18 protein-coding genes are annotated in these 19,216 nt (G+C 74.1%); 7 read left to right on the forward strand and 11 right to left on the reverse strand.

What is annotated here, in order from left to right; translation table 11 throughout:
• Positions 1–548: 548 nt before the first annotated feature.
• From ACWDR0_RS08175 to ACWDR0_RS08215, 9 genes are all read right to left on the reverse strand, one after another.
• Positions 549–2,222, reverse strand: coding sequence for a sigma-54-dependent Fis family transcriptional regulator (locus tag ACWDR0_RS08175; protein WP_456350832.1), 1,674 nt, complete (start codon positions 2,220–2,222; stop codon positions 549–551).
• A 55-nt stretch (positions 2,223–2,277) separates the two neighbouring features.
• Complete coding sequence (locus tag ACWDR0_RS08180; protein WP_456350833.1) at positions 2,278–3,123, reverse strand: alpha/beta fold hydrolase; 846 nt, start codon at positions 3,121–3,123, stop codon at positions 2,278–2,280.
• 193 nt (positions 3,124–3,316) lie between these two features.
• Positions 3,317–4,528 (reverse strand): thiolase family protein, encoded by a 1,212-nt coding sequence (locus tag ACWDR0_RS08185; protein WP_456350834.1) that lies wholly within the window; start codon positions 4,526–4,528, stop codon positions 3,317–3,319.
• Positions 4,525–5,259 carry a CoA transferase subunit B gene (locus tag ACWDR0_RS08190; RefSeq protein WP_456350835.1) on the reverse strand — a complete coding sequence of 245 codons (735 nt, stop codon included), beginning with the start codon at positions 5,257–5,259 and terminating at the stop codon, positions 4,525–4,527. Before ACWDR0_RS08190 ends, ACWDR0_RS08185 begins: the two co-directional genes overlap by 4 nt.
• Positions 5,259–6,014: a CoA transferase subunit A gene (locus ACWDR0_RS08195; RefSeq protein ID WP_456350836.1), complete on the reverse strand. Its 756-nt coding sequence runs from the start codon at positions 6,012–6,014 to the stop codon at positions 5,259–5,261. Before ACWDR0_RS08195 ends, ACWDR0_RS08190 begins: the two co-directional genes overlap by 1 nt.
• Positions 6,014–6,298, reverse strand: coding sequence for a muconolactone Delta-isomerase (locus tag ACWDR0_RS08200; protein WP_456350837.1), 285 nt, complete (start codon positions 6,296–6,298; stop codon positions 6,014–6,016). Before ACWDR0_RS08200 ends, ACWDR0_RS08195 begins: the two co-directional genes overlap by 1 nt.
• Before the next feature lie 5 nt (positions 6,299–6,303).
• Positions 6,304–7,194, reverse strand: coding sequence for a catechol 1,2-dioxygenase (gene catA / locus ACWDR0_RS08205; protein ID WP_456350838.1), 891 nt, complete (start codon positions 7,192–7,194; stop codon positions 6,304–6,306).
• 96 nt (positions 7,195–7,290) lie between these two features.
• Positions 7,291–8,394, reverse strand: coding sequence for a mandelate racemase/muconate lactonizing enzyme family protein (locus ACWDR0_RS08210; RefSeq protein ID WP_456350839.1), 1,104 nt, complete (start codon positions 8,392–8,394; stop codon positions 7,291–7,293).
• Positions 8,391–9,401: a LysR substrate-binding domain-containing protein gene (locus ACWDR0_RS08215; protein ID WP_456350840.1), complete on the reverse strand. Its 1,011-nt coding sequence runs from the start codon at positions 9,399–9,401 to the stop codon at positions 8,391–8,393. The genes ACWDR0_RS08210 and ACWDR0_RS08215 overlap by 4 nt, the downstream gene beginning before the upstream one ends.
• 350 nt (positions 9,402–9,751) lie before the next feature.
• Between ACWDR0_RS08215 and benA the strand changes: the two genes are divergently transcribed.
• The 7 genes from benA (at position 9,752) to ACWDR0_RS08250 (ending at position 17,698) form a co-directional block, all read left to right on the forward strand.
• Positions 9,752–11,104, forward strand: coding sequence for a benzoate 1,2-dioxygenase large subunit (benA, locus tag ACWDR0_RS08220; protein WP_456350841.1), 1,353 nt, complete (start codon positions 9,752–9,754; stop codon positions 11,102–11,104).
• Entirely contained in the window at positions 11,101–11,670 is a 570-nt protein-coding gene (benB, locus tag ACWDR0_RS08225) for a benzoate 1,2-dioxygenase small subunit (protein ID WP_456350842.1), read from the forward strand. The genes benA and benB overlap by 4 nt, the downstream gene beginning before the upstream one ends.
• Positions 11,671–11,766: 96 nt before the next feature.
• Positions 11,767–12,810 (forward strand): benzoate 1,2-dioxygenase electron transfer component BenC, encoded by a 1,044-nt coding sequence (gene benC / locus ACWDR0_RS08230; RefSeq protein ID WP_456350843.1) that lies wholly within the window; start codon positions 11,767–11,769, stop codon positions 12,808–12,810.
• Positions 12,807–13,583, forward strand: a complete 777-nt coding sequence (locus ACWDR0_RS08235; RefSeq protein WP_456350844.1) for a 1,6-dihydroxycyclohexa-2,4-diene-1-carboxylate dehydrogenase — start codon at positions 12,807–12,809, stop codon at positions 13,581–13,583. The genes benC and ACWDR0_RS08235 overlap by 4 nt, the downstream gene beginning before the upstream one ends.
• 217 nt (positions 13,584–13,800) lie before the next feature.
• Entirely contained in the window at positions 13,801–16,740 is a 2,940-nt protein-coding gene (locus tag ACWDR0_RS08240) for a helix-turn-helix transcriptional regulator (protein WP_456350845.1), read from the forward strand.
• Between the two features lie 139 nt (positions 16,741–16,879).
• A complete protein-coding gene (locus ACWDR0_RS08245; RefSeq protein WP_456350846.1) occupies positions 16,880–17,110 on the forward strand; it encodes a hypothetical protein in 231 nt (76 codons plus the stop codon).
• 3 nt (positions 17,111–17,113) lie between these two features.
• Positions 17,114–17,698, forward strand: a complete 585-nt coding sequence (locus ACWDR0_RS08250; RefSeq protein ID WP_456350847.1) for a hypothetical protein — start codon at positions 17,114–17,116, stop codon at positions 17,696–17,698.
• A gap of 150 nt (positions 17,699–17,848) precedes the next feature.
• Here the strand turns inward: ACWDR0_RS08250 and ACWDR0_RS08255 are convergent, their stop codons facing one another.
• A complete protein-coding gene (locus ACWDR0_RS08255) occupies positions 17,849–18,376 on the reverse strand; it encodes an HAD domain-containing protein (protein ID WP_456350848.1) in 528 nt (175 codons plus the stop codon).
• An 81-nt stretch (positions 18,377–18,457) separates the two neighbouring features.
• Positions 18,458–19,192: a 4'-phosphopantetheinyl transferase family protein gene (locus tag ACWDR0_RS08260; RefSeq protein WP_456350849.1), complete on the reverse strand. Its 735-nt coding sequence runs from the start codon at positions 19,190–19,192 to the stop codon at positions 18,458–18,460.
• Positions 19,193–19,216 lie beyond the last annotated feature (24 nt).

The following is a 19,216-nucleotide window of genomic DNA, read 5'->3' on the forward strand; positions in this document are numbered from 1 at the left end:
TGATGCCTGGAGGAGCCGGACGGGCACGCCGGCGCACGGGAGCGCCTGGCCCGGCTCCTTTGCCAGGGGTTCTCCGGCACCGTAGGGCCGCGGGAAGGGCGCGGACTGTACGGATCCTGGACACCGGGCGGCCTCCGGCCCGGTCGAGGGGGTGGGGCCGGCCCCGGCCCCGGTCCGGGCGGCGGCTCCGCCCTCCGGCCGCGGCTTCCCGGCCCGGCCCGGGCTCGGAGAGCGGGCCCGGTGGGTGCCGGGCGCCCGAAGGCCCGGCACCGCAGTGCCCCGGGGCAGGACGCCCGGGTGCGGCGTGGTTCGGGAGCCGGCCGGGCGCGGTCGGGCGAGGCCGGACAGCGGCCGTGCGACGGCCGGTGGGGACGGGACGGATGCCGGGCGGCGACAGGGACCGGGCGGGACAGGGCTGCGGCGCCGGGTCGGAGCGGACAGAGGCAGGGCGGCGGTAGGCGGGGGCGTGGGCAGAGACAGGGCCGGACCGGGCGAGGGCCGAAGCCGGGCGCGGCCGCGCGGGGCAGGGGGGGCAGGAGGGGGAGCGGTCAGACGGTGATCCGGAGCGCGCGCATCCGGCTGTAGAGCGTGGTCCGGCTGATGCCCAGCTGCCGGGCGGCCCGGAGCTTGTTGCCGCCGTGCTCCGCCAGGGCCGCGCTGATCGCGTCGTGCTCGGCCCGTTCCAGCGGGGTCATCGCCGGGCGGCGGGGGCTGATCCGGTACCGCTCGGGCAGATCCCCGACCGTGACGCCGCCCGCGGAGCGGCGGGCCGCGACATCCCGGACGACCGCATGGAGTTCCCGCAGGTCACCCGGGAAGGGATGGGCGCTCAGCGCGGCCAGCGCGGCCGGGGTGAAGTGCAGCCGCCCGTCCGGCACCAGCGCGTCGGTCATGGTCCGCACCAGCGCGGGCAGCTCCGCCGTACGCTCCCGCAGCCGGGGCAGGGCGATCTGTACCGGGCAGTCGGCGGCGAGCACCGCATGCGCTCCGGTGAGATCGGCGAGCGGCGCGCCGGTCAGCACCGTCCGCGGCCCGGGACGCCGGGCCATCACCCGGCGGAGCCGCACCGCGCAGGTCTCGGAGAGCAGATGCACGTCCTCGACGAGCAGCAGCCCGGCGCCGTCGGCGGCCGCCCGCTCCAGCTCGGCCAGCCAGGCGGCATCGCCCCGTACCACCGCTTCCGAAGCATCCAGCGTCCGCACCCCGGTGCCGGTGCCGGTGGCGGTGCCTGCCGTCCCGGTCAGGGCCCGGGCCGCCGTGGTGCGCCCCGTGCCGGGCGCGCCGCCGATGTACACCGGGGTCCCCGTCGCGGGGACCGGGACCGCGGTCCGCACCGGTCCGCCGGTGCGCCGGGCGGGGGGAGCGGCCTCCGGTACCTCGGTGAAGTCGAAGAGGACCCCGTCGGATCCGTCGACCGGCCGCCATCGCACGGCGACCGTACGGCCCGAGGAGAGCCTTACGGCGGGCAGTGCGTGCCCGGCCGCCGCCCCGGCGGTGTCGGGACGGCCCGCGGCCAGTTCGCGCAGCGTCAGATGGTCCACCGGATCCAGCAGCTCCACGGCCTCGGGAGTGGCCAGCACCACGCCGTCGCCGAGCACCAGCACCGGTCGCCGCCGGGCGGCCGCGGACCGGAAGGCCGCCAGCATCCGGCGCTCGGCGGCGCGTGCGGTCCGCAGCAGGCCCTCCTCCACATCGCGGGCGGCGCGGGCCACCAGCGGGGCCAGCAGGGGGGAGTCGTGCGCGCTGGGGCAGGTGATGTCCAGCACCCCGACGAGCCGGCGGGTCACCGGATGGGTGATCGGATGGCCGTAGCAGCTGAACCGTTTGAACGGCTCCAGATAGTGCTCCTCGCCGTGGACGGCGACCCCGCGGCGCAGCTCGTATGCGGTGGCCAGCGAGTTCGTCCCGGTCGTCTCCTCCAGGAAGACCCCGCCCGACACCACTCCCAGCGACTCCAGCCGGTCGCGCAGTCCGCGGCCGCCGCCGGACAGCTCCGCGATCCGGGCCGCCCGGTCGGCGAGCACCACACAGAAGTCGGTGTCCCCGAGCTGCCGGGCCAGCTCCGCGAGGACCGGCCCGGCGGCCGTCCGCAGCCTGCCCCGCCGGTCCACGGCATCGGGCTCCACCCTCGGATTGGGCGCCGAGGGCGTCAGCCCGCTCCGCTCGGAGCGCCACCAGGAGTGGGCTATCTCCGGGCGGAGTGTGGTGTCACCTGCGGGCACAGCGACCTCCGAACGGTTGTGCCTGTCGTCCGTATGCGCAGGGTAGAACGGTTTCTCACGGCGGCGGAACCCGGGTTCCGCTCTTCGCCCCGGCCGACTCCGGAGAGTACGGACCGTGTGGCGGGCGTGGCGGACGCTGTGCCTCCAGATGGGCCAGGAGTGCCGCCCCGGTCTCCTCGGGCCGTTCGGCCGCCAGATGACCGCAGCCGAGGATCCGCAGCGAGCTGCCGTCGATGCCCGCCGCCAGCTCCTCGGCGTGCCCGGGCGGGGTCGCGGTGTCGTGGGAGCCGCCGATCACCAGCGCCGGGGCGGTGATCCGGTGCAGCGCGGACCGGAGGTCGTACGCGGCGAGGGCGTCGCAGCAGGCCGCGTAGCCCGCGGGGTCCGCCGCCGCCAGATCGGCGAGCAGCTCCCGGCCGGCGGGGGTACGGGCCGTGGCGGGGTCCGCGAACCAGCGGCCGGGACTGACCGCCAGCAGCGGAGCGGTGCCCTCGGCCCGCACCAGGGCGGCCCGCTCCCGCCACGGCCCGGGCGGCCCGAACCGCGCGGACGAGCAGACCAGCGCCAGGGAGGCGATCCGCCGCGGCTCGTGGACCGCGAGATGGGCACCGACGGCACCGCCGAGGGAGATCCCGGCGTAGTGGAACCGCTCCCAGCCGTGGTGGTCGGCGACGGCGAGCACCAGTGCGGCGAGGTCGCCGACCGTCGTACGGCCCGGTTCCGGGGAGGGCAGCAGCCCGGCCGGGGAGCCGCCGTGCCCCGGCAGATCGAACCGGAGCACCCGGAACCGGTGGCTCAGGGCGGGCACCCAGGGGGCCCAGACCGCGGTGGAGGTGCCGAGGGACGGACCGAGGACCAGCGGCGGGGCGCTGGCCGGTCCGGTGAGGTGGTGGTGCAGCACGGGCGGGGCTCCTGCGGAGGTCGGGGCCGGTTCCGTGGGGGCCGCCACGGCGGGGCGGCCCCCACGGAACTTGCCGGAGGAGGGGGAAGGGGGCGCTGCCGGACGCCGTACGGTCCGGGACCCGGGCCGGTCCGGGACCGTACGGCGTCGGGCCGACCGGGTCGGACGGGGGATCCGGGGCCGGGGGCACGGCCTACCGTTCCAGGACGAGAGCCAGCCCCTGGCCGACGCCCACACACAGCGTTGCGACACCGGTCCCCGAGCCCCTGCGGGCCAGCTGATGGGCTACGGTCCCGGCCAGCCGGGCCCCGGACGCGCCCAGCGGATGGCCCAGCGCCACCGCACCGCCCCAGGGGTTGAGCACCGCGGGATCGGCCTCCGGCCAGGCGGCGAGACAGCCCAGGACCTGCGCGGCGAACGCCTCGTTCAACTCCAGGACATCCACGTCGGCGAAGCCGCGGCCCGCCTTCGCAAGGGCCCGGTTCACGGCCTCGACCGGGCCGAGACCGAAGTAGTCCGGGTCGATTCCGGAGACCCCGGCCGCGGCGATCCGGGCGAGCGGCTCACGGCCCGTGCTCCGCAGCCCTTCCTCGTCGGTGAGGAGCAGCGCCGCCGCGCCGTCGTTCAGCGGCGACGCGTTCCCCGCGGTGACCGTCCCGTCGCCGCCGGTCCGGAACACCGGCCGCAGCGCGGCCAGCGCCTCGGCGGACGCGTCCGGGCGTACGCACTCGTCCTCGGTCACGGCCACGGTGCGCCCGCCACCCCGGCGGCCCGGCACCGCGACCGGCACCAGCTCGGCGTCGAACAGCCCCGCCGCCCGGGCCCGGGCCGCCTTGCGATGGCTCTCCAGGGCGAACGCGTCCTGCTCGGCGCGGCCGATGCCGTACCGGTCGGCGATCAGCTCCGCGGACTCCCCGAGCGGCACCGTCCACCGGGCGTCCATGGCCGGATTGACCATGCGCCAGCCGAGGGTGGTCGAGTACAGCTCGGTGTGGCCCGCCGGGAACGGCCGGTCGCTCTTGGGGAGCACGTACGGTGCCCGCGTCATGGACTCGACCCCGCCCGCCAGCACCACGGACGCATCCCCGCAGGCGATGGCGCGGGCGCCCTGGATCACGGCCTCCAGACCGGACGCGCACAGCCGGTTCACGGTCACCCCCGGCACGGACGTCGGCAGCCCGGCGAGCAGCACCGCCATCCGGGCGACGTTGCGGTTCTCCTCGCCCGCGCCGTTGGCGTTCCCGAGGACCACGTCGTCGACACGGGCCGGGTCCAGGCCGGGAGTCCGGTCGAGGAGCGCCCGCAGGGTGTGTGCGGCCAGATCGTCGGGGCGTACGGCGGCGAGGGCGCCGTTGTACTTCCCGACCGGGGTGCGGACCGCGTCCACGACATAGACGTCCCTCATCGGGCCGCCTCCTGCTGCTCGCTTCTCCGCCCGGGCGGTGCCGGGTCGCGGGTTTCGTCGTCGGTCGCGGGCCGGTGGCCGCCCGTGCGTCGCTCGCGTGGGGCCACCGTCAGCGCCGCACCCGTCCGCTCCACCACCTCGTCGACCGTCACGCCCGGCGCCGTCTCCACCAGCACCAGACCCTCCCCGGTGACATCGAGCACCCCGAGGTCGGTCACGATCCGGTCGACGCAGGCCCGGCCGGTCAGCGGCAGGGTGCACTCGTCGAGGATCTTCGGTGAGCCGTCCTTGGCGGTGTGCGTCATCACCACGACGACGGTACGGGCACCGTGGACCAGGTCCATCGCGCCGCCGATACCGGTGACGAGCTGCCCCGGGACTGCCCAGTTGGCGAGGTCGCCCCGGGCCGAGACCTGCATCGCGCCCAGCACGGCGACGTCGACATGGCCGCCGCGGATCATCCCGAACGACAGCGACGAGTCGAAGAACGACGCCCCCGGCAGTACGGTGACGGTCTCCTTGCCCGCGTTGACGAGATCCGGGTCCACCTCGGATTCGGCCGGGTAGGGGCCGGTGCCCAGGATTCCGTTCTCGCTCTGGAGGATCACCTCCACCCCGTCCGGCAGATGGTTGGGGATCAGGGTCGGCAGGCCGATCCCGAGGTTCACGTACTGGCCGTCGCGCAGTTCGCGCGCCGCCCGTGCGGCCGTCTCCGGCCGGGTCCAGGCCATCAGTCGCTCACCGTCCGCCGCTCGATCCGTTTGTCCGCCGCCTGCTCCGGGGTCAGGGCCACCACCCGCCGGACGAAGACTCCGGGCAGATGCACGGAGTCCGGGTCCAGTACGCCCGGCTCCACCAGCTCCTCGACCTCGGCGATCGTGATCCGGCCCGCCATCGCCGCCAGCGGGTTGAAGTTCCGCGCCGACTTGGCGAAGACCAGATTGCCGTGCCGGTCCCCGCGCGCCGCGCGCACCAGCGCGAAGTCCGTGCGGATACCGCGCTCCAGGACATACTCCGTACCGTCGAAGGTGCGGGTCTCCTTCGGCGGCGACGCCAGGGCGACACCGCCCGATCCGTCGTAGCGCCAGGGCAGCCCGCCCTCCGCTACCTGGGTGCCGACCCCGGCGGGTGTGTAGAAGGCCGGGATTCCGGTACCGCCGGCCCGCAGCCGCTCCGCGAGCGTGCCCTGCGGGATCAGCTCCACCTCCAGCTCACCGGCGAGGTACTGCCGGCCGAACTCCTTGTTCGCGCCGATGTACGAGCCGGTGACCCGGGCGATCCGCCCGGCCGCCAGCAGGACCGCGAGCCCGCTGTCCATCGCCCCGCAGTTGTTGGAAACCACGTGCACACCGGTGGTGCCCCGCTCGTACAGGGCAGAGATCAGCACCTGGGGAACCCCGCTGAGGCCGAAGCCGCCCACCGCCAGCGACGCGCCGTCCGGCACGTCCGCGACCGCCTCCGCGGCCGAAGCCACCGTCTTGTCCATCAGACCGCCGCCAGATCGGAGGGGTGCTGCGCCAGCGGGGTGATCTGCAGGCTCAGATAGGGGAAGAGCGGCAGGTTCCACAGGATCTGGTGCAGCGCCTCGTTGTCGGCGACGTCGAAGACGCTGATGTTGGCGTACTCGCCGGCGCACCGCCAGATATGTGCCCACTCGCCGGACCGCTGGAGTTCCCGGCAGTACTCCTTCTCCCGGGCCACCAGCCCGGCGCGGACCTCCGGGTCGAGACCGGGCGGGATCGAAACGTCCATCCGTACCGCGAACAGCACCGCCGTCACTCCCCGTCGAGCACGAAGTCGTAGGTCACCAGGCGGCCTTCGCCGTCGCCCGCCGGGACCGGGTCCAGCACCAGTTCGGGCTTGACGGCGGAGGCGATGTCGTCGCCGACGTGCTCGCCGCCCCGGAAGTAGAGCTGGGTGGTGATCAGCCGGTGGCCCGGCGCGGAGACCTTCAGATGCAGATGCGCGGGGCGCCAGGCGTGCCAGCCCGCGGCCTCGATGAGCCGCCCGCAGGAGCCGTCGGTGGGGATCCGGTACGGCGCGGGCTCGACCGTGCCGATCCGGAACCGGCCCTCGTCGTCGGCGGCGACCGCGCCACGCAGATTCCACTCCGGCAGCCCCGGCGCGAACTGCGAGTAGTAGCCGTCGGCGTCCGCCTGCCAGATCTCCACGGAGGCTCCGGGCAGCGGCTTCCCGTCGACATCCGTCACCTGCCCCCGGAACGTGAGGGGGGTGCCGCGCTCGTCGTCGCGCATCGGGAGCACCGCCTCGGCGGGCAGCGCGGGGGAGCCGGGGACGTAGTAGGGGCCTTCGATGGTGCCCTTGCTGCCCTGCCGGTCCTCGTGGGCGACCTCCTCGACGACGTGTTCCAGCCAGACGTCGAGGAAGAGCGGCCATTCGCCGTCCTCGCCCACCTGGATGAGCCAGGTCTTCAGCGCGTCGTACTCGGCGTACGTCACCTGATGGCGGCGGACTATGTCATGGGCGGCGGTGAGGAGTTCGGAGACGAGGGTGTTCACGCGTGCGGTGTCGACGCCCGGGCCGTCCGCCCGGTCCCGGCTCCGGAACCGTTCGGTGGCGGCGGCCCCGGAGGCGGCCGCGGTGGCCTGCTCCGCGTCGTGCCCGGTGTCGTGTCCGGGGTCTGCGGGGCTGAGGATTTCGGTCATGACGGTCCCGTCCTTGAGGTCAGGGGAGCAGGGCAACAGGGGTACAGCGGTGCGGGGGGTGGGGGAGGAAGGAAAGAGAGAGGGGGGCGGCGGCCGTCAGCGGTCCTGCCGGTAGCGGGCCAGCTTCTCCGGGTCGATGCCGATGCCGAGCCCGGCGCCCTCACGGACGCGCAGCGTCCCGGACTCGATGGTGAGCGGCTCGGCGAGCAGATCGTCGGACATGTCGAGGAAGTTGGAGAGTTCGCCCGCGTACCGGGACGAGGAGCGGTGGGCGGCGCCGAAGGCCACCGTGCACAGGGTGCCGATCTGGCCGTCGATCTGATTGCCCATCACCACCTCGGTGCCCAGGCCCTCGCAGAGGTGCAGCACCCGCTGGGAGCCGGTGAACCCGGTCCGGGCGGTCTTGATGCTGATGGCCGTGGCGGAGCCGCCGAGCAGCTCGCGCGTCACCTCGGCCGGGCGGGTGGCGCTCTCGTCGGCGATGAACGGCAGCGGACTGCGGGCGACCAGCCGCCGCCGCCCCAGCACGTCGTCGGCGGGGCACAGCTCCTCCGCGAAGAGCAGCCCGAGATCGGCGGTCTCCTCCAGCACCCGCGCCGCGTCCGAGGCGGACCAGCCGCGGTTGCCGTCGATGTACAGCTCCGCATCCGGGCCGAGGGCCTCGCGCAGCGCCCGGCAGGCGGCCACGTCCCGGCGGTACGGCTCCCGGCCTACCTTCACCTTGAAGGTGGTGATGCCGTACGTGTCCCGGATCCGCTCCGCCTCCGCGACCATCTCGTCGGCGGGTGCGAAGCCGACCATGTGGGAGACCCGCATCCGGTCCGTGTAACCGCCGAGCAGCCCGGAGACCGAGAGGCCGGCCGCCTGGCCGAGGATGTCCCAGAGGGCCATGTCCAGGGCTGCCTTGGCGGCCGGGTTGCCGACGGTCCGGTCGAGTACGGCGTGGACGGCCTCGCGGTCCAGTGCGGTACGGCCCAGGAGCTGCGGGGCGAACACCTTGCCGATCACCGCGACGATCGACTCCTGGGTCTCGCCGTAGGTGTACGGGCGGGGCGGGGCCTCGGCGGTGCCGGTGAGCCCGTCGTCGGTGTGGATCCGCACCAGGACATGGTCGGCGGTGCGCACCTCGCCGCTCGCGAACGCCAGCGGCTTCGTATAGGGAATGGCGAAGGGCACGGCCTCCACCGCCACGATCTTCACGCTTCTCCTTCGGTACGGGGCGGGGTCCGCCCGGTCGGGCGGTCGGTAAGCGGGCGATCGGTGAGCGGGCGGGAGACGGGGGATCCCGGAGCCGCCGAGGGCTCCCGGTCCGCCGCGGGCTCCGGGAACACGCCGTGCCGCTCCAGCACCCGAAGTACGTTCCGCAGCAGCGGTGAGGTGTCGTCCGCCCGCCAGGCCAGGGCCAGCGGTACGTACGGGGCGTCCTCGATCTCCTCGTACCGCACGCCCTCCCGGGGCGCGGAGCGCACCGAATCCGGCAGGACGGCCACGCCCAGCCCGGCCGCGACCAGCGCCAGGGCCGCGGAGGTCTCGGCGACCTCGTAGGCGCGGTGCGGCAGGAAGCCCGCGTCCCGGCAGGCCCGGCCGACGGCATCCCCGACGACGGAGCCCAGGGCGGCCCCGTAGACGATGAAATCCTCGTGGCGGAGCTGCCCGAAGCGGACCCGGCCCGCCCCGGCCAGCCAGTGGTCCTCGGGTACTGCGACGAGCAGCGGCTCGTCCGCCAGCGCCCGGTGCGCGAGGCCCTCCCGGCGCAGCGGCGGGCGCAGCACCCCGATGTCGAGGCGCCGTTCGAGCAGCGCCGTCTCCTGGGCGGGCGTGAGCATATCGGTGTGCACCTCCGTCACCACGTGCGGCATCGCGTGTTTCAGCAGCTTCGCCAGGGCCGGCAGCCGGCGGTACGAGGCGGAGCCGGTCAGACCGAGCCGCAGCACCCCCTCCACCCCGGACGCGAAACGCCCGACCCGGGTGACCGCCTCGTCGACGGCCCCGAGGATGCGCTCCACATCGGTACGGAAGACCTCTCCGGCACCGGTCAGCGCGACCTGCCGGGTGGTCCGGGTGAACAGCTCGACACCCAGCTCCGCCTCCAGCCTCCGGATCGCCTGGGAGAGCGGGGGCTGCGCCATATGCAGCTTCTCCGCGGCCCTCCCGAAATGACAGGTCTCGGCGACGGCTGCAAAATAGCGAAGTGTTCTCAGTTCCATCGGGGCCGCTTTCTTCTCTTCCGGTTGCCCGGCTGGTTCCGGCATCCGGTCCCGGATTTGCATCCGGTCCCGGATATCCGGGTATCCGGGTATCCGGGCACCGGGCATCGGTTTCTCCGGTGTTCCGGGGTTTCGGGCCCTCGACAGGCCATCAGCGTAGGAAGCCCGTCCGGCGGCCCGCAAATATGTATCCGCAGGCTATTAGGACGCCTCCGATATCAATACCCCCCTGGGTCAACCCTGGGGGAATGCCCGGGGCCCGAAACTTCACCCCGCTGTCATCGTGCTGAAAAGCAACGGCAACGAAGCCGCCGCAGAGGCGGCCCTGCCCAGAGGTGAAAGGGGCGGCCATGACCGAGGACCGCAGCCGAGCGCGCACCCTCCTCGACGACGCCCTCCAGGAGGACCCGGACACCGGGGTCTACCGGGTGCGGCGGAGCGTCTTCACGGACGAGGAGCTGTTCGAGCTGGAGATGGCGCACATCTTCGAGGGGAACTGGGTCTATCTCGCCCACGAGAGCCAGATCCCCGGCATCGGCGACTACTTCACGACCTATATCGGCCGGCAGCCGGTGGTGATCTCCCGCGACAAGCAGGGCGAACTCCACTGCCTGGTCAACGCGTGCAGCCACCGGGGCGCCATGCTCTGCCGCCGCAAGACCGACAACCGCACCACCTTCACCTGCCCGTTCCACGGCTGGACTTTCAGCAACAACGGCAAGCTGCTGAAGGTGAAGGACCCGCGGGAGGCCGGCTACCCCGAACAGTTCAACACCGACGGCTCGCACGACCTGACCCGGGTCGCCCGCTTCGAGAGCTACCGCGGCTTCCTCTTCGGCAGCCTCAACGCGGACGTCAAACCGCTGCGGGAGCACCTCGGCGACGCGGCCGTAGTCATCGACATGGTCGTCGACCAGTCCCCGGAGGGCCTGGAGGTGCTGCGCGGCTCGTCGACGTACCACTTCGACGGCAACTGGAAGCTCCAGGCGGAGAACGGCGCCGACGGCTACCACGTCTCCGCCACCCACTGGAACTACGCGGCCACCCAGGCCCGCCGCACCTCCGGCGAGTCCAGGAACGAGACGAAGACCATGGACGCGGGAGGCTGGTCGAAGCAGAAGGGCGGCTTCTACTCCTTCGACCACGGCCATCTGCTGCTCTGGACCAAATGGCTCGACCCGTCCAACCGGCCGCTGTACGAGCGGCGCGACGAACTGGCGGCCGAGTTCGGCGCGGAGAAGGCCGACTGGATGATCGGTGTCTCCCGCAATCTCTGCCTCTACCCCAATGTCTATCTGATGGACCAGTTCAGCTCGCAGATCCGGCACTTCCGGCCGATCTCCGTCGACCGGACCGAGGTCACCATCTACTGCATCGCCCCCAAGGGCGAGCCCGCCGAGGACCGGGCCCGGCGTATCCGCCAGTACGAAGACTTCTTCAACGCGACGGGCATGGCGACGCCCGACGACCTGGAGGAGTTCCGCTCCTGCCAGAAGACCTATCTGGCGGGCTCCGCCCCCTGGAACGACCTCAGCCGCGGCGCGGTGCACCAGATCGACGGACCGGACGAGGACGCCGAGAAGATCGGCATCAACCCGCTGGCGAGCGGCGTGCGGGTCGAGGACGAGGGCCTCTACCCCGTACAGCACGGCTACTGGCGCTCCACCCTGAGCAAGGCACTGGACGCGGAGGCGGCGAAGTGACGACGGCGAACAGCACCATCACGGCGTACGGCGCCGCAACGAACGGTTCGGCCGCCGGCGGCATGACCGTGGAGACGCTGCTCACCCTGGAGCGGATCCGGCAGTTCCTCTACCGCGAGGCCCGCCACCTCGACGACCGCGAGTTCGAGCGGTGGCTGGAGTGCTACCACCCCGACGCCGAGTTCTGGATGCCGGCCTGGGCGGACGACGACGGGCTCACCACCGACCCGCAGCGGGAGATCTCCCTCGTCTACTACCCCAGCCGGGCCGGTCTGGAGGACCGCGTCTTCCGGATCCGCACCGACCGCTCCAGCGCCACCAGCCTGCCCGAGCCGCGCACCGGCCACAACATCACCGATGTCGAGATCACGGCCCGCGACGGCGACACCGCCGACGTCCGGTTCAACTGGTTCACGCTCTACTACCGCTACCAGAGCGTCGACACCTACTTCGGCACCACCTTCTGCACACTCGACCTCTCCGGCGCCGAGCCCCTGATCCTCCGCAAGAAGGTCGTCCTGAAGAACGACTACGTGCACCACGTCGTCGACATCTACCACGTCTGACGCGTCCGGCACATCCGGCATGTCCGACGCGCCGGGCACATCCGACGCGTACGACACGTCCGTACCGGTCACCGCCCGCCCGGAACCCGTCTGGAAATGAGCCCCAGCATGTCCTTCCAGGTCGCCCTGAACTTCGAGGACGGCATCACCCGCTTCGTGGAGTGCCGACCCGGCGAAACCGTCGCCGAAGCCTCGTACAAGGCCCGTATCAACATCCCGCTGGACTGCCGCGACGGCGCCTGCGGCACCTGCAAGTCCCGCTGCGACGCGGGCACGTACGACGGCGGCGACTACATCGACGAGGCGCTGACCGAGGAGGAGGCCGCACTCGGCTACTGCCTGCCCTGCCAGATGACCCCGCAGAGCGACCTCGTCCTGCGGATCCCGTCCACATCCGCCGCCGCGAAGACCGGGCCGGCCGCGCACACCGCCACCGTCGCCGCCGTCGAGCACCTCTCCGCCACCACCACGGAACTGGTCCTCGACATCGACGACCGCGGTGCCCTGGACTTCCTGCCGGGCCAGTACGTGAACATCGCCGTCCCCGGCACCGGCGAATCCCGCTCCTACTCCTTCAGCTCGGCACCCGCCCGGGGGCAGGCGTCCTTCCTGGTGCGGATCGTGCCCGGCGGCGCGATGTCCGGCTATCTCACCGAACGGGCCCGCCCCGGCGACCGGCTGGAGTTCACCGGCCCGCTGGGCGGCTTCTACCTCCGCCGCCTGGACCGCCCGGCGCTGCTGCTGGCGGGCGGCACCGGCCTCGCCCCGCTGCTCTCGATGCTCGACCATCTCGCCCGGGGCCCCGTGGCACAGCCGGTGAGGCTGCTCTACGGCGTCACCACCGACGCGGACCTCGTCCACCTCGACACCCTGGAGCGGTACGCGGAAGCCATCCCCTCCTTCAGCTTCGACCACTGCGTCGCCGACCCGGCGAGCACCGCCCGCAACAAGGGCTATGTCACCGGGCTGATGGACACCGGCACCCTGCACGGCGGCGACAGCGACGTCTACCTCTGCGGACCGCCCGCCATGGTGGAGGCGGTACGCGGACACATCACGGCGCTCGGTACGCCCCCGGCGGGCTTCCACTACGAGAAGTTCACGCCCGCCGCCGTACGCGAGCAGGCGGCCGCGGCATGAGCGTCCACCCCGAACGCTTCGCGGGCCGCAAGGCCGTCGTCACCGGTGCCGCGCAGGGCATCGGACTGGCCGTCGCCCGGCGGCTCACCGCCGAAGGGGCCGACGTCGTCCTCGTCGACCGCTCCGGGACCGTCCGCGAAGCGGCCGACGGCCTCGGGGCCGGGGCGGTCCTCGCCGATCTGGAGACCTACGAGGGCGCGGAGAAGGCGGTCGCCGGAGCGCTGGAACACCTGGGCGGCCGGATCGACGTCCTCGTCAACAACGTCGGCGGCACCATCCTGGCCAAGCCCTTCGAGCACTACGCGCCCGACGAGATCGAGGCGGAGATCCGGCGCTCCCTCTTCACCACCCTCTGGACCACCCGGGCGGTGCTGCCGCATCTGATCGCCCGGCGCTCCGGCACCGTCGTCAACGTCTCCTCCATCGCCACACGCGGCATCAACCGCATCCCGTACTCGGCGGCCAAGGGCGGCGTCAACGCGCTGACCGCGTCCCTGGCGATGGAGGCGGCACCGCACGGAATCCGGATCGTCGCCGCCGCGGCGGGCGGCACCGACGCCCCGCCCCGGCGGGTGGCCAGGGGCCCGGCCCCCGGCACCGACCAGGAGCGGGAGTGGTACCGGCAGATCGTCGACCAGACGGTGGACTCCACCCTCCTGAAGCGGTACGGCACGGTGGAGGAGCAGGCGGCGGCCGTCTGCTTCCTCGCCTCCGACGAGGCGTCGTACATCACCGGCACGATCCTCCCGGTCTCCGGCGGCGACCCGGGCTGACCGGCTCGCGCCGGGCGGAGAGGGCCGGGCCGGGCGTCCGGGTGCGCCGGGAGGGCCCCGGCCCCGTACCGGACCGCCCGCCGGGCCGGTCCCGCGCGGGAAGGGGCGCCGGACGGCTCCCGGCGGAACCCGGTGCAGGTCCGGGCACCGCCCGGCCGCGGGCCCTCGCGGCGCCCGCCACCGGGGGCCGGCGCGGCGGGCTGCTAGCGTCCGGAACATGAACGACCGTCCCGAGGCTTACGGGAGCCCGATCGGGCGGGCCGGTGAGATAGCCGCGCTGGCCCGCGCGGTCCGGGCCGCCCGCGCCGGGCAGCCCACCACGGTCCTGGTCGAGGGCCCCGCCGGAATCGGCAAGACCACCCTCGTCGAGCACGTGCTGCGCACCCGGGCCGAACCCGCGGGACAGGAACCGCCCGCCGTGCTGCGCGTCAGCGGCGTCCCCTGGGAGGCCGGCGTACCGCTGGGCATCGCCCACCGGCTGCTGCGCGCCCCCGGCAGCCCCATGGACAGCCCCGGCACCAGTAGCACCAGCGGCACCGATGGCCGCAGTCGCACCGGCACCAACGGGGACACGGCCACAGGCACCGGCACCTGCGGCGGCCCGGGCCGGGAGTCCGCCCTGCCCACCGACGTCCTCGGCGCCGCGGACCTCCTCCACCGCCGGTGGGCCGCCCGCCAGGAGCGCGAACCGCTCGTCGTGGTCGTCGACGACGCCCACTGGGCCGACCCCGACAGCCTGCGCGCCATCAGCTCCGCGCTCCGCCGGACGATCACCGGACGGATCCTCGTCCTGCTCGTCGCCCGGGACGACCCGCGGGAGCTGTCCGAGGCGTACGAGTCGTACGTCTCGTACGGTCCCGAAGGCCCGGACGGCCCGGACGACACCCCGGAACCGACCGCCCTGGCCGCCCTGGAGGTCCTCGACCACTGCCGCGAGCACACCGTGCGGCCCGGCCCCCTCACCCCGCAGGAGCTGCGCACCCTGGCCCGCGAAACCGCGGGCATCGCACTCGACCCGCCCGCCGCCCGGCGGCTCCACCGCCACACCCGGGGCAACCCGCGCGACGCCGGGCAGCTCCTGCGGGAGCTGCCCCCCGACACCTGGCAGGACCCCCACGGCGACCTTCCCGCCCCCGCCCGCCGCACCGCCGCTGTCCACCGGCGCCTCGCCCGCTGCTCCGCCGCCGCCCGGGCCCTCGTGGAGGCCTGCGCCGTCCTCGGGGACGACGCCCCGCTCGCCGAGGCCGCCGCGCTCGCCCGTACCGGTGATCCGCTGCCCGCCGTCGACGAGGCCCGCGCCGCCGGACTGCTGACCGCCGCCGTCGACCCCGGGCGCGCCCTGCTGGCCTTCACCCACCCCCTCGTCCGCGCCGCCGTCCTCACCGGCATCGGCCTGACCCGCCGGGCCGAACTGCACGCCCGCGCCGCCCGGCTCACCGGCGACCCGGGCCGCGCACTGCTCCACCGCGTCGCCGCCGCCACCACGACCGACGCGGACCTCGCCGCCGAACTCGACCGCCACGCCACCGAACGCGCCTCCGCGGGCGCCTGGTCCGCGGTCGCCGACGCCCTGGTCCACGCCGGACGGCTCAGCCCCGGCCGGGCCGACCGCGAGGACCGGCTGCTGCGCGCCGTCGACGCCATGATCGGCGCCGGGGACGTACCGCGCGCCACCGCGTTCGCCGCCGAGCTGGAGAGCTTCCCGGCCGACACCCGGCGCGGCGTCGTCCTCGGCTATCTCGCCATCATGCGCGGGCGGCCCGCCGAGGCCGACGCCTTCCTCACCCAGGCGTGGCGGCGCTGCGACCCCGAGCGCCACCGCGATCTCATGGCCAGGATCTGCCAGCGCCGCGTGCTGCACGCCCTCGGCCGCTGGGACGGCCCCGCCCTGGTCGACTGGGCGCGGCGCGCGGTCGAGCTGGCCGATCCCCACGATCCGTCCGCCGTCGAGTCGCGGGCCGTCCTCGGCCTCGGCCTGGCCGCCGCGGGCCGCCCCGAGGAAGCGCTCGCCGCCTACGAAGCGGCCGCCGCCGCCCTGCCACCGGGCGGCGCCCAGCCCCAGCGCTTCCACCTCGGCCGCGGCTGGGTGGACCTCGCACTCGACCAGCCCGAGGCCGCCCGCCGCCGGCTGGAGGCCGCCGTACCCACCGGCTACCGCATGGGCTCCACCCGGATATCCCTCTGGGCCCAGGGCTGGCTGGCCCGCACCCAGTTCGCCCTCGGCGCCTGGCCGGAAGCGCTGGAGACCGCCCAGCGGGCCGCCGCCCGGCTCGCCGAATCCGGTATCGAACCGGTCCGCCCCCTGGTCCACTGGACCGCGGCCCAGATCCACGCCCTCCGCGGCGACGGGGAGGCCGCCGACCGGCATCTGGCCGAGGCCGCCGCCGACCGGCACCACTACGAGGTGATGCTGGTCCCGTCCTGTCTGGCCCGCGCCCATGTCGCCGAGGCCCGCGGCGACTACGAACGGGTCGTCGAGGCGCTGACCCCGGTACTCCGCCTCCCCGACCGGGACTCCGTCGACGAACCCGGCTTCTGGCCCTGGGCCGATGTCTACGCCAACGCCCTCGCCCTGACCGGCCGGGTGGACGAGGCGGACGCCTTCCTCACCCCCCACGAAGAACTCGCCGCCCGCCGCGGCCGCCGCTCCGCCCTCGCCCGTCTCGGACTCGCCCGCGGCCGGCTGACCGCCGCCCGGGGCGATATCGACGGCGCCCGCGAGCAGTTCGAACGGGCCCTCGCCCGGCTCGACCGGCTGCCCCTGCCGTACGACCGGGCCCGGGTCGGCTTCGCCTACGGGCAGACGCTGCGCCGTGCGGGTAAGCGCCGGGAGGCCGACACCGTACTGAAGAACGCCCGCGACGCCTACGCCGCCCTGGGCGCCCGCGCCTATGTGGAGCGCTGCGAACGGGAACTCCAGGCGGGCGGAGTGCACGCGCCCCGGACCACCCCCGGCGGCCTGGCACGCCTCACCCCGCAGGAGCGGGCCGTGGCCGGACTGGTGGCCGCCGGTGCCACCAACCAGCAGACGGCGCTGGAACTGTTCATCTCCGTCAAGACCGTCCAGTACCACCTGACGAACGTCTACGCCAAATTCGGTATCCGCTCGCGCAGCGAACTGGCGGCAAGGTTCCGGGAACCGCTCGCCGAGGAGTGAGCGGGGACCGGCCACCGGTACGCCGGAAACCGCCAACTGCCGCCGGGACTGCCGCCGGTACCTGCTCCGCGGCTCTACCTTCGTGCCGGGCGACAGCTCCGGAGAGGCCGTGACTGCGCCCCGTGCACCGGGAGTGCCTATGAAGAAGAACCGGTTGGCAGTGGGCGGCGCCGCGGCGGTGTTCGCCGCGGGGATAGCCATCGGCGCGGCCGCACCGGCGGCGAGCGCCGCACCCGCGGCCGAGCGCATCGGCTCCGTCGGGCAACTGCACGAGCACCTGGCGAAGGCGGTGGAGCTGGCAGCTCAGTCCGGCGTCGTCATCAGCAGTGACCCGTTCGGCCAGAAGGCCCCCGAAGCGGTCGAGGCCTGATCCGTGGACACCGTGGGAGCGGCGCGGACCGCCGAACGTACCGCCGTCGAGGAGACCGGCCCGGCGGCGTCCGCCGAACAGCCGCCGGTCACCTGGTGTCCGAGCGGGCCCGCGGACCGGCCCGAATCCCAGGTGCTGGGCGTGCGCTCCGGCGAGGACGGCAGGGTTGTCTACCTGGAGCGGCCGGTACCGGCCGCCGAGGTGCTCGGGGCCGTGCCGGAGGGCATCGCACCGACCCGGGTGCTGAGGTTCGCCACGCACTGCGTGTCCGCCTGCGTCCACCGGCGGGGCAACGACTGCACGCTCGTGGAGCGGGTGGGCGTGCTCCCGGCGGCCGGTGAGGGCCGGTCGGTCCCACGGTGTCATCTCCGCGGCCGGTGTCAGTGGTGGCAGCAGAGCGGGGTCTCCGCCTGTTACCGCTGTCCGGCTGTGGCCACGGCCGTCCTCCAGGAGGACGCTCTCAACACGCTGGTCGCGGACCCGTCGACCACGCTCGAACAGCTCGGCGAGTGGATTGCCGAGTCCCCCGACGGGCCGTCCCCCGACGGACCGTCCGAGGTCGAGTCGAGGGTGGGCGGGGAGGGCTGAACACCGGGGCATGAGCCGCCGGGCGGCGGGCTCGAAACCACGGTGACGATACGTACGCGCGACGGCCGGTGCACCCGGGCAACTCTCCGGGTCGCACCGGCCGTTCGCGTGCGATGGGCGCCCACGACCGGCGCGCCCCCGACCGGTCTCCTACGCCCCCGCCGGCCCCCGCAGCCATGCGCCGATCGCCTCGTAGTCGGCGTCGGTGAGTCCACGGCGGGCGTCGACGCGGTGGAGCAGTGCCCGCCCCGGGTGGTGGGCGGCGACCCAGGCCCGGTCCGTGCCGGTGATCTCGTCGTCGGCCCAGACGAACGGCCGCCCCGCCGCACGTCCGACGAGGGTACGGGTCTTCCAGTGCAGCCCGTCGCGTTCGTCCTGGTCGTCGAGTTCGGACGGCTCCGGCCACGCGACCACGTCCAGCGGCGGCAGGCCCAGCAGCGGGGCGAGGCACTGGTTCGCGTCGTCCTCCCAGGTGGTGGCCCAGACCAGCTCGCACGGAAGCGCGGCCAGCCGGCTGCCGTGCCGGGGGTCGAGCCGGCCGAGGAGCGGGGTCACGGCGCCGCCGCGCGGATCGGTGCCCGTCGGATACACCGGGTAGGAACCGGGTTCCGCACCGAAGGGGATCAGAGGGCCGTCGACATCGAGGAAGAGCAGCGGAAGCCGCGTGGAGCCGGTCATGGCCGCACACCTTAGCCTCCGGGCGACCGGCACACGCCCGTGCCGGTCGCCGTCTCCTCCGGGGTCACCGGGTGTCCGGGGTCACCGGTCGTCCGGTGGATCCGGCAGTGCCAGGGCGAGGGCGGCATGGTGGCCCTCGGGTGCCAGGACGTCGCCGAGGCGCCAGCCAGGTGGCGACCAGGGCATCGGGCCCGCGCCCACATAGTCGGCGGACGGGTCGGCGGCGAGGCCCACGCCCGTTCCCTTCAGGTAGGCCTCCTTACGGGTCCATACCCGGGTGAACGCCGCGGGGCGCTCCCCGGCGGGCAGCGCCGCAAGCTCGGCGGCCTCCCTCGGGTGCAGTACATCGAGGGTCTCGGCGACCGCCGCGGCGTCGGGCACCGGCTCCACGTCCACCCCGACCGGGGTCACCGCGAACGCCAGCAGGCTCAGCCCGTCGCAGTGCGAGAGGGAGAAGTGCAGGGCGCCGCCGGGTACGACGGGTCTGCCGTGCGGTTCGTCGCAGTGGGCGCACGGGGCCCGTTCGACGACCACATCACGCGCGGGCATCCCCAGATACGCGCCCAGCAGCCTGCGCAGCGCCACATGGGCGCACACATAGCCGTCGCGGTCGGCCGCGCGCACGAACTCCGCGGCGCGGGCCAGCTCCAGGGTGTCGAGGGTGCCGGGGGCCTGCCCGGCCGCGTACGCCCGGTACTCGGTGGTGTCCACGAGCCACAGCCCCGGCCCCGCCGGGGCCGGGACGGCCGGGGTACCCGGTCCGGAGCCGGAGAGCCGGCGGGGGACCAGCAGTTGTCCGATGACCGGCGCTGCCATGGGGTGCCTCCAGTTCGCAGGGGG

The sequence above is a fragment of the Streptomyces sp. NPDC003691 genome (assembly GCF_053981115.1).

What these genes read in the sequence shown, in the direction of transcription:
- benC (WP_456350843.1), top strand. Translation starts at nt 11,767, where the DNA reads ATGAGCCCCAGCATGTCCTTCCAGGTCGCCCTGAACTTCGAGGACGGC.
- ACWDR0_RS08215 (WP_456350840.1), bottom strand. Translation starts at nt 9,401, where the DNA reads ATGGAACTGAGAACACTTCGCTATTTTGCAGCCGTCGCCGAGACCTGT.
- benA (WP_456350841.1), top strand. Translation starts at nt 9,752, where the DNA reads ATGACCGAGGACCGCAGCCGAGCGCGCACCCTCCTCGACGACGCCCTC.
- ACWDR0_RS08240 (WP_456350845.1), top strand. Translation starts at nt 13,801, where the DNA reads ATGAACGACCGTCCCGAGGCTTACGGGAGCCCGATCGGGCGGGCCGGT.
- ACWDR0_RS08185 (WP_456350834.1), bottom strand. Translation starts at nt 4,528, where the DNA reads ATGAGGGACGTCTATGTCGTGGACGCGGTCCGCACCCCGGTCGGGAAG.
- catA (WP_456350838.1), bottom strand. Translation starts at nt 7,194, where the DNA reads ATGACCGAAATCCTCAGCCCCGCAGACCCCGGACACGACACCGGGCAC.
- ACWDR0_RS08260 (WP_456350849.1), bottom strand. Translation starts at nt 19,192, where the DNA reads ATGGCAGCGCCGGTCATCGGACAACTGCTGGTCCCCCGCCGGCTCTCC.
- ACWDR0_RS08245 (WP_456350846.1), top strand. Translation starts at nt 16,880, where the DNA reads ATGAAGAAGAACCGGTTGGCAGTGGGCGGCGCCGCGGCGGTGTTCGCC.
- ACWDR0_RS08195 (WP_456350836.1), bottom strand. Translation starts at nt 6,014, where the DNA reads ATGGACAAGACGGTGGCTTCGGCCGCGGAGGCGGTCGCGGACGTGCCG.
- ACWDR0_RS08190 (WP_456350835.1), bottom strand. Translation starts at nt 5,259, where the DNA reads ATGGCCTGGACCCGGCCGGAGACGGCCGCACGGGCGGCGCGCGAACTG.
- ACWDR0_RS08235 (WP_456350844.1), top strand. Translation starts at nt 12,807, where the DNA reads ATGAGCGTCCACCCCGAACGCTTCGCGGGCCGCAAGGCCGTCGTCACC.
- ACWDR0_RS08255 (WP_456350848.1), bottom strand. Translation starts at nt 18,376, where the DNA reads ATGACCGGCTCCACGCGGCTTCCGCTGCTCTTCCTCGATGTCGACGGC.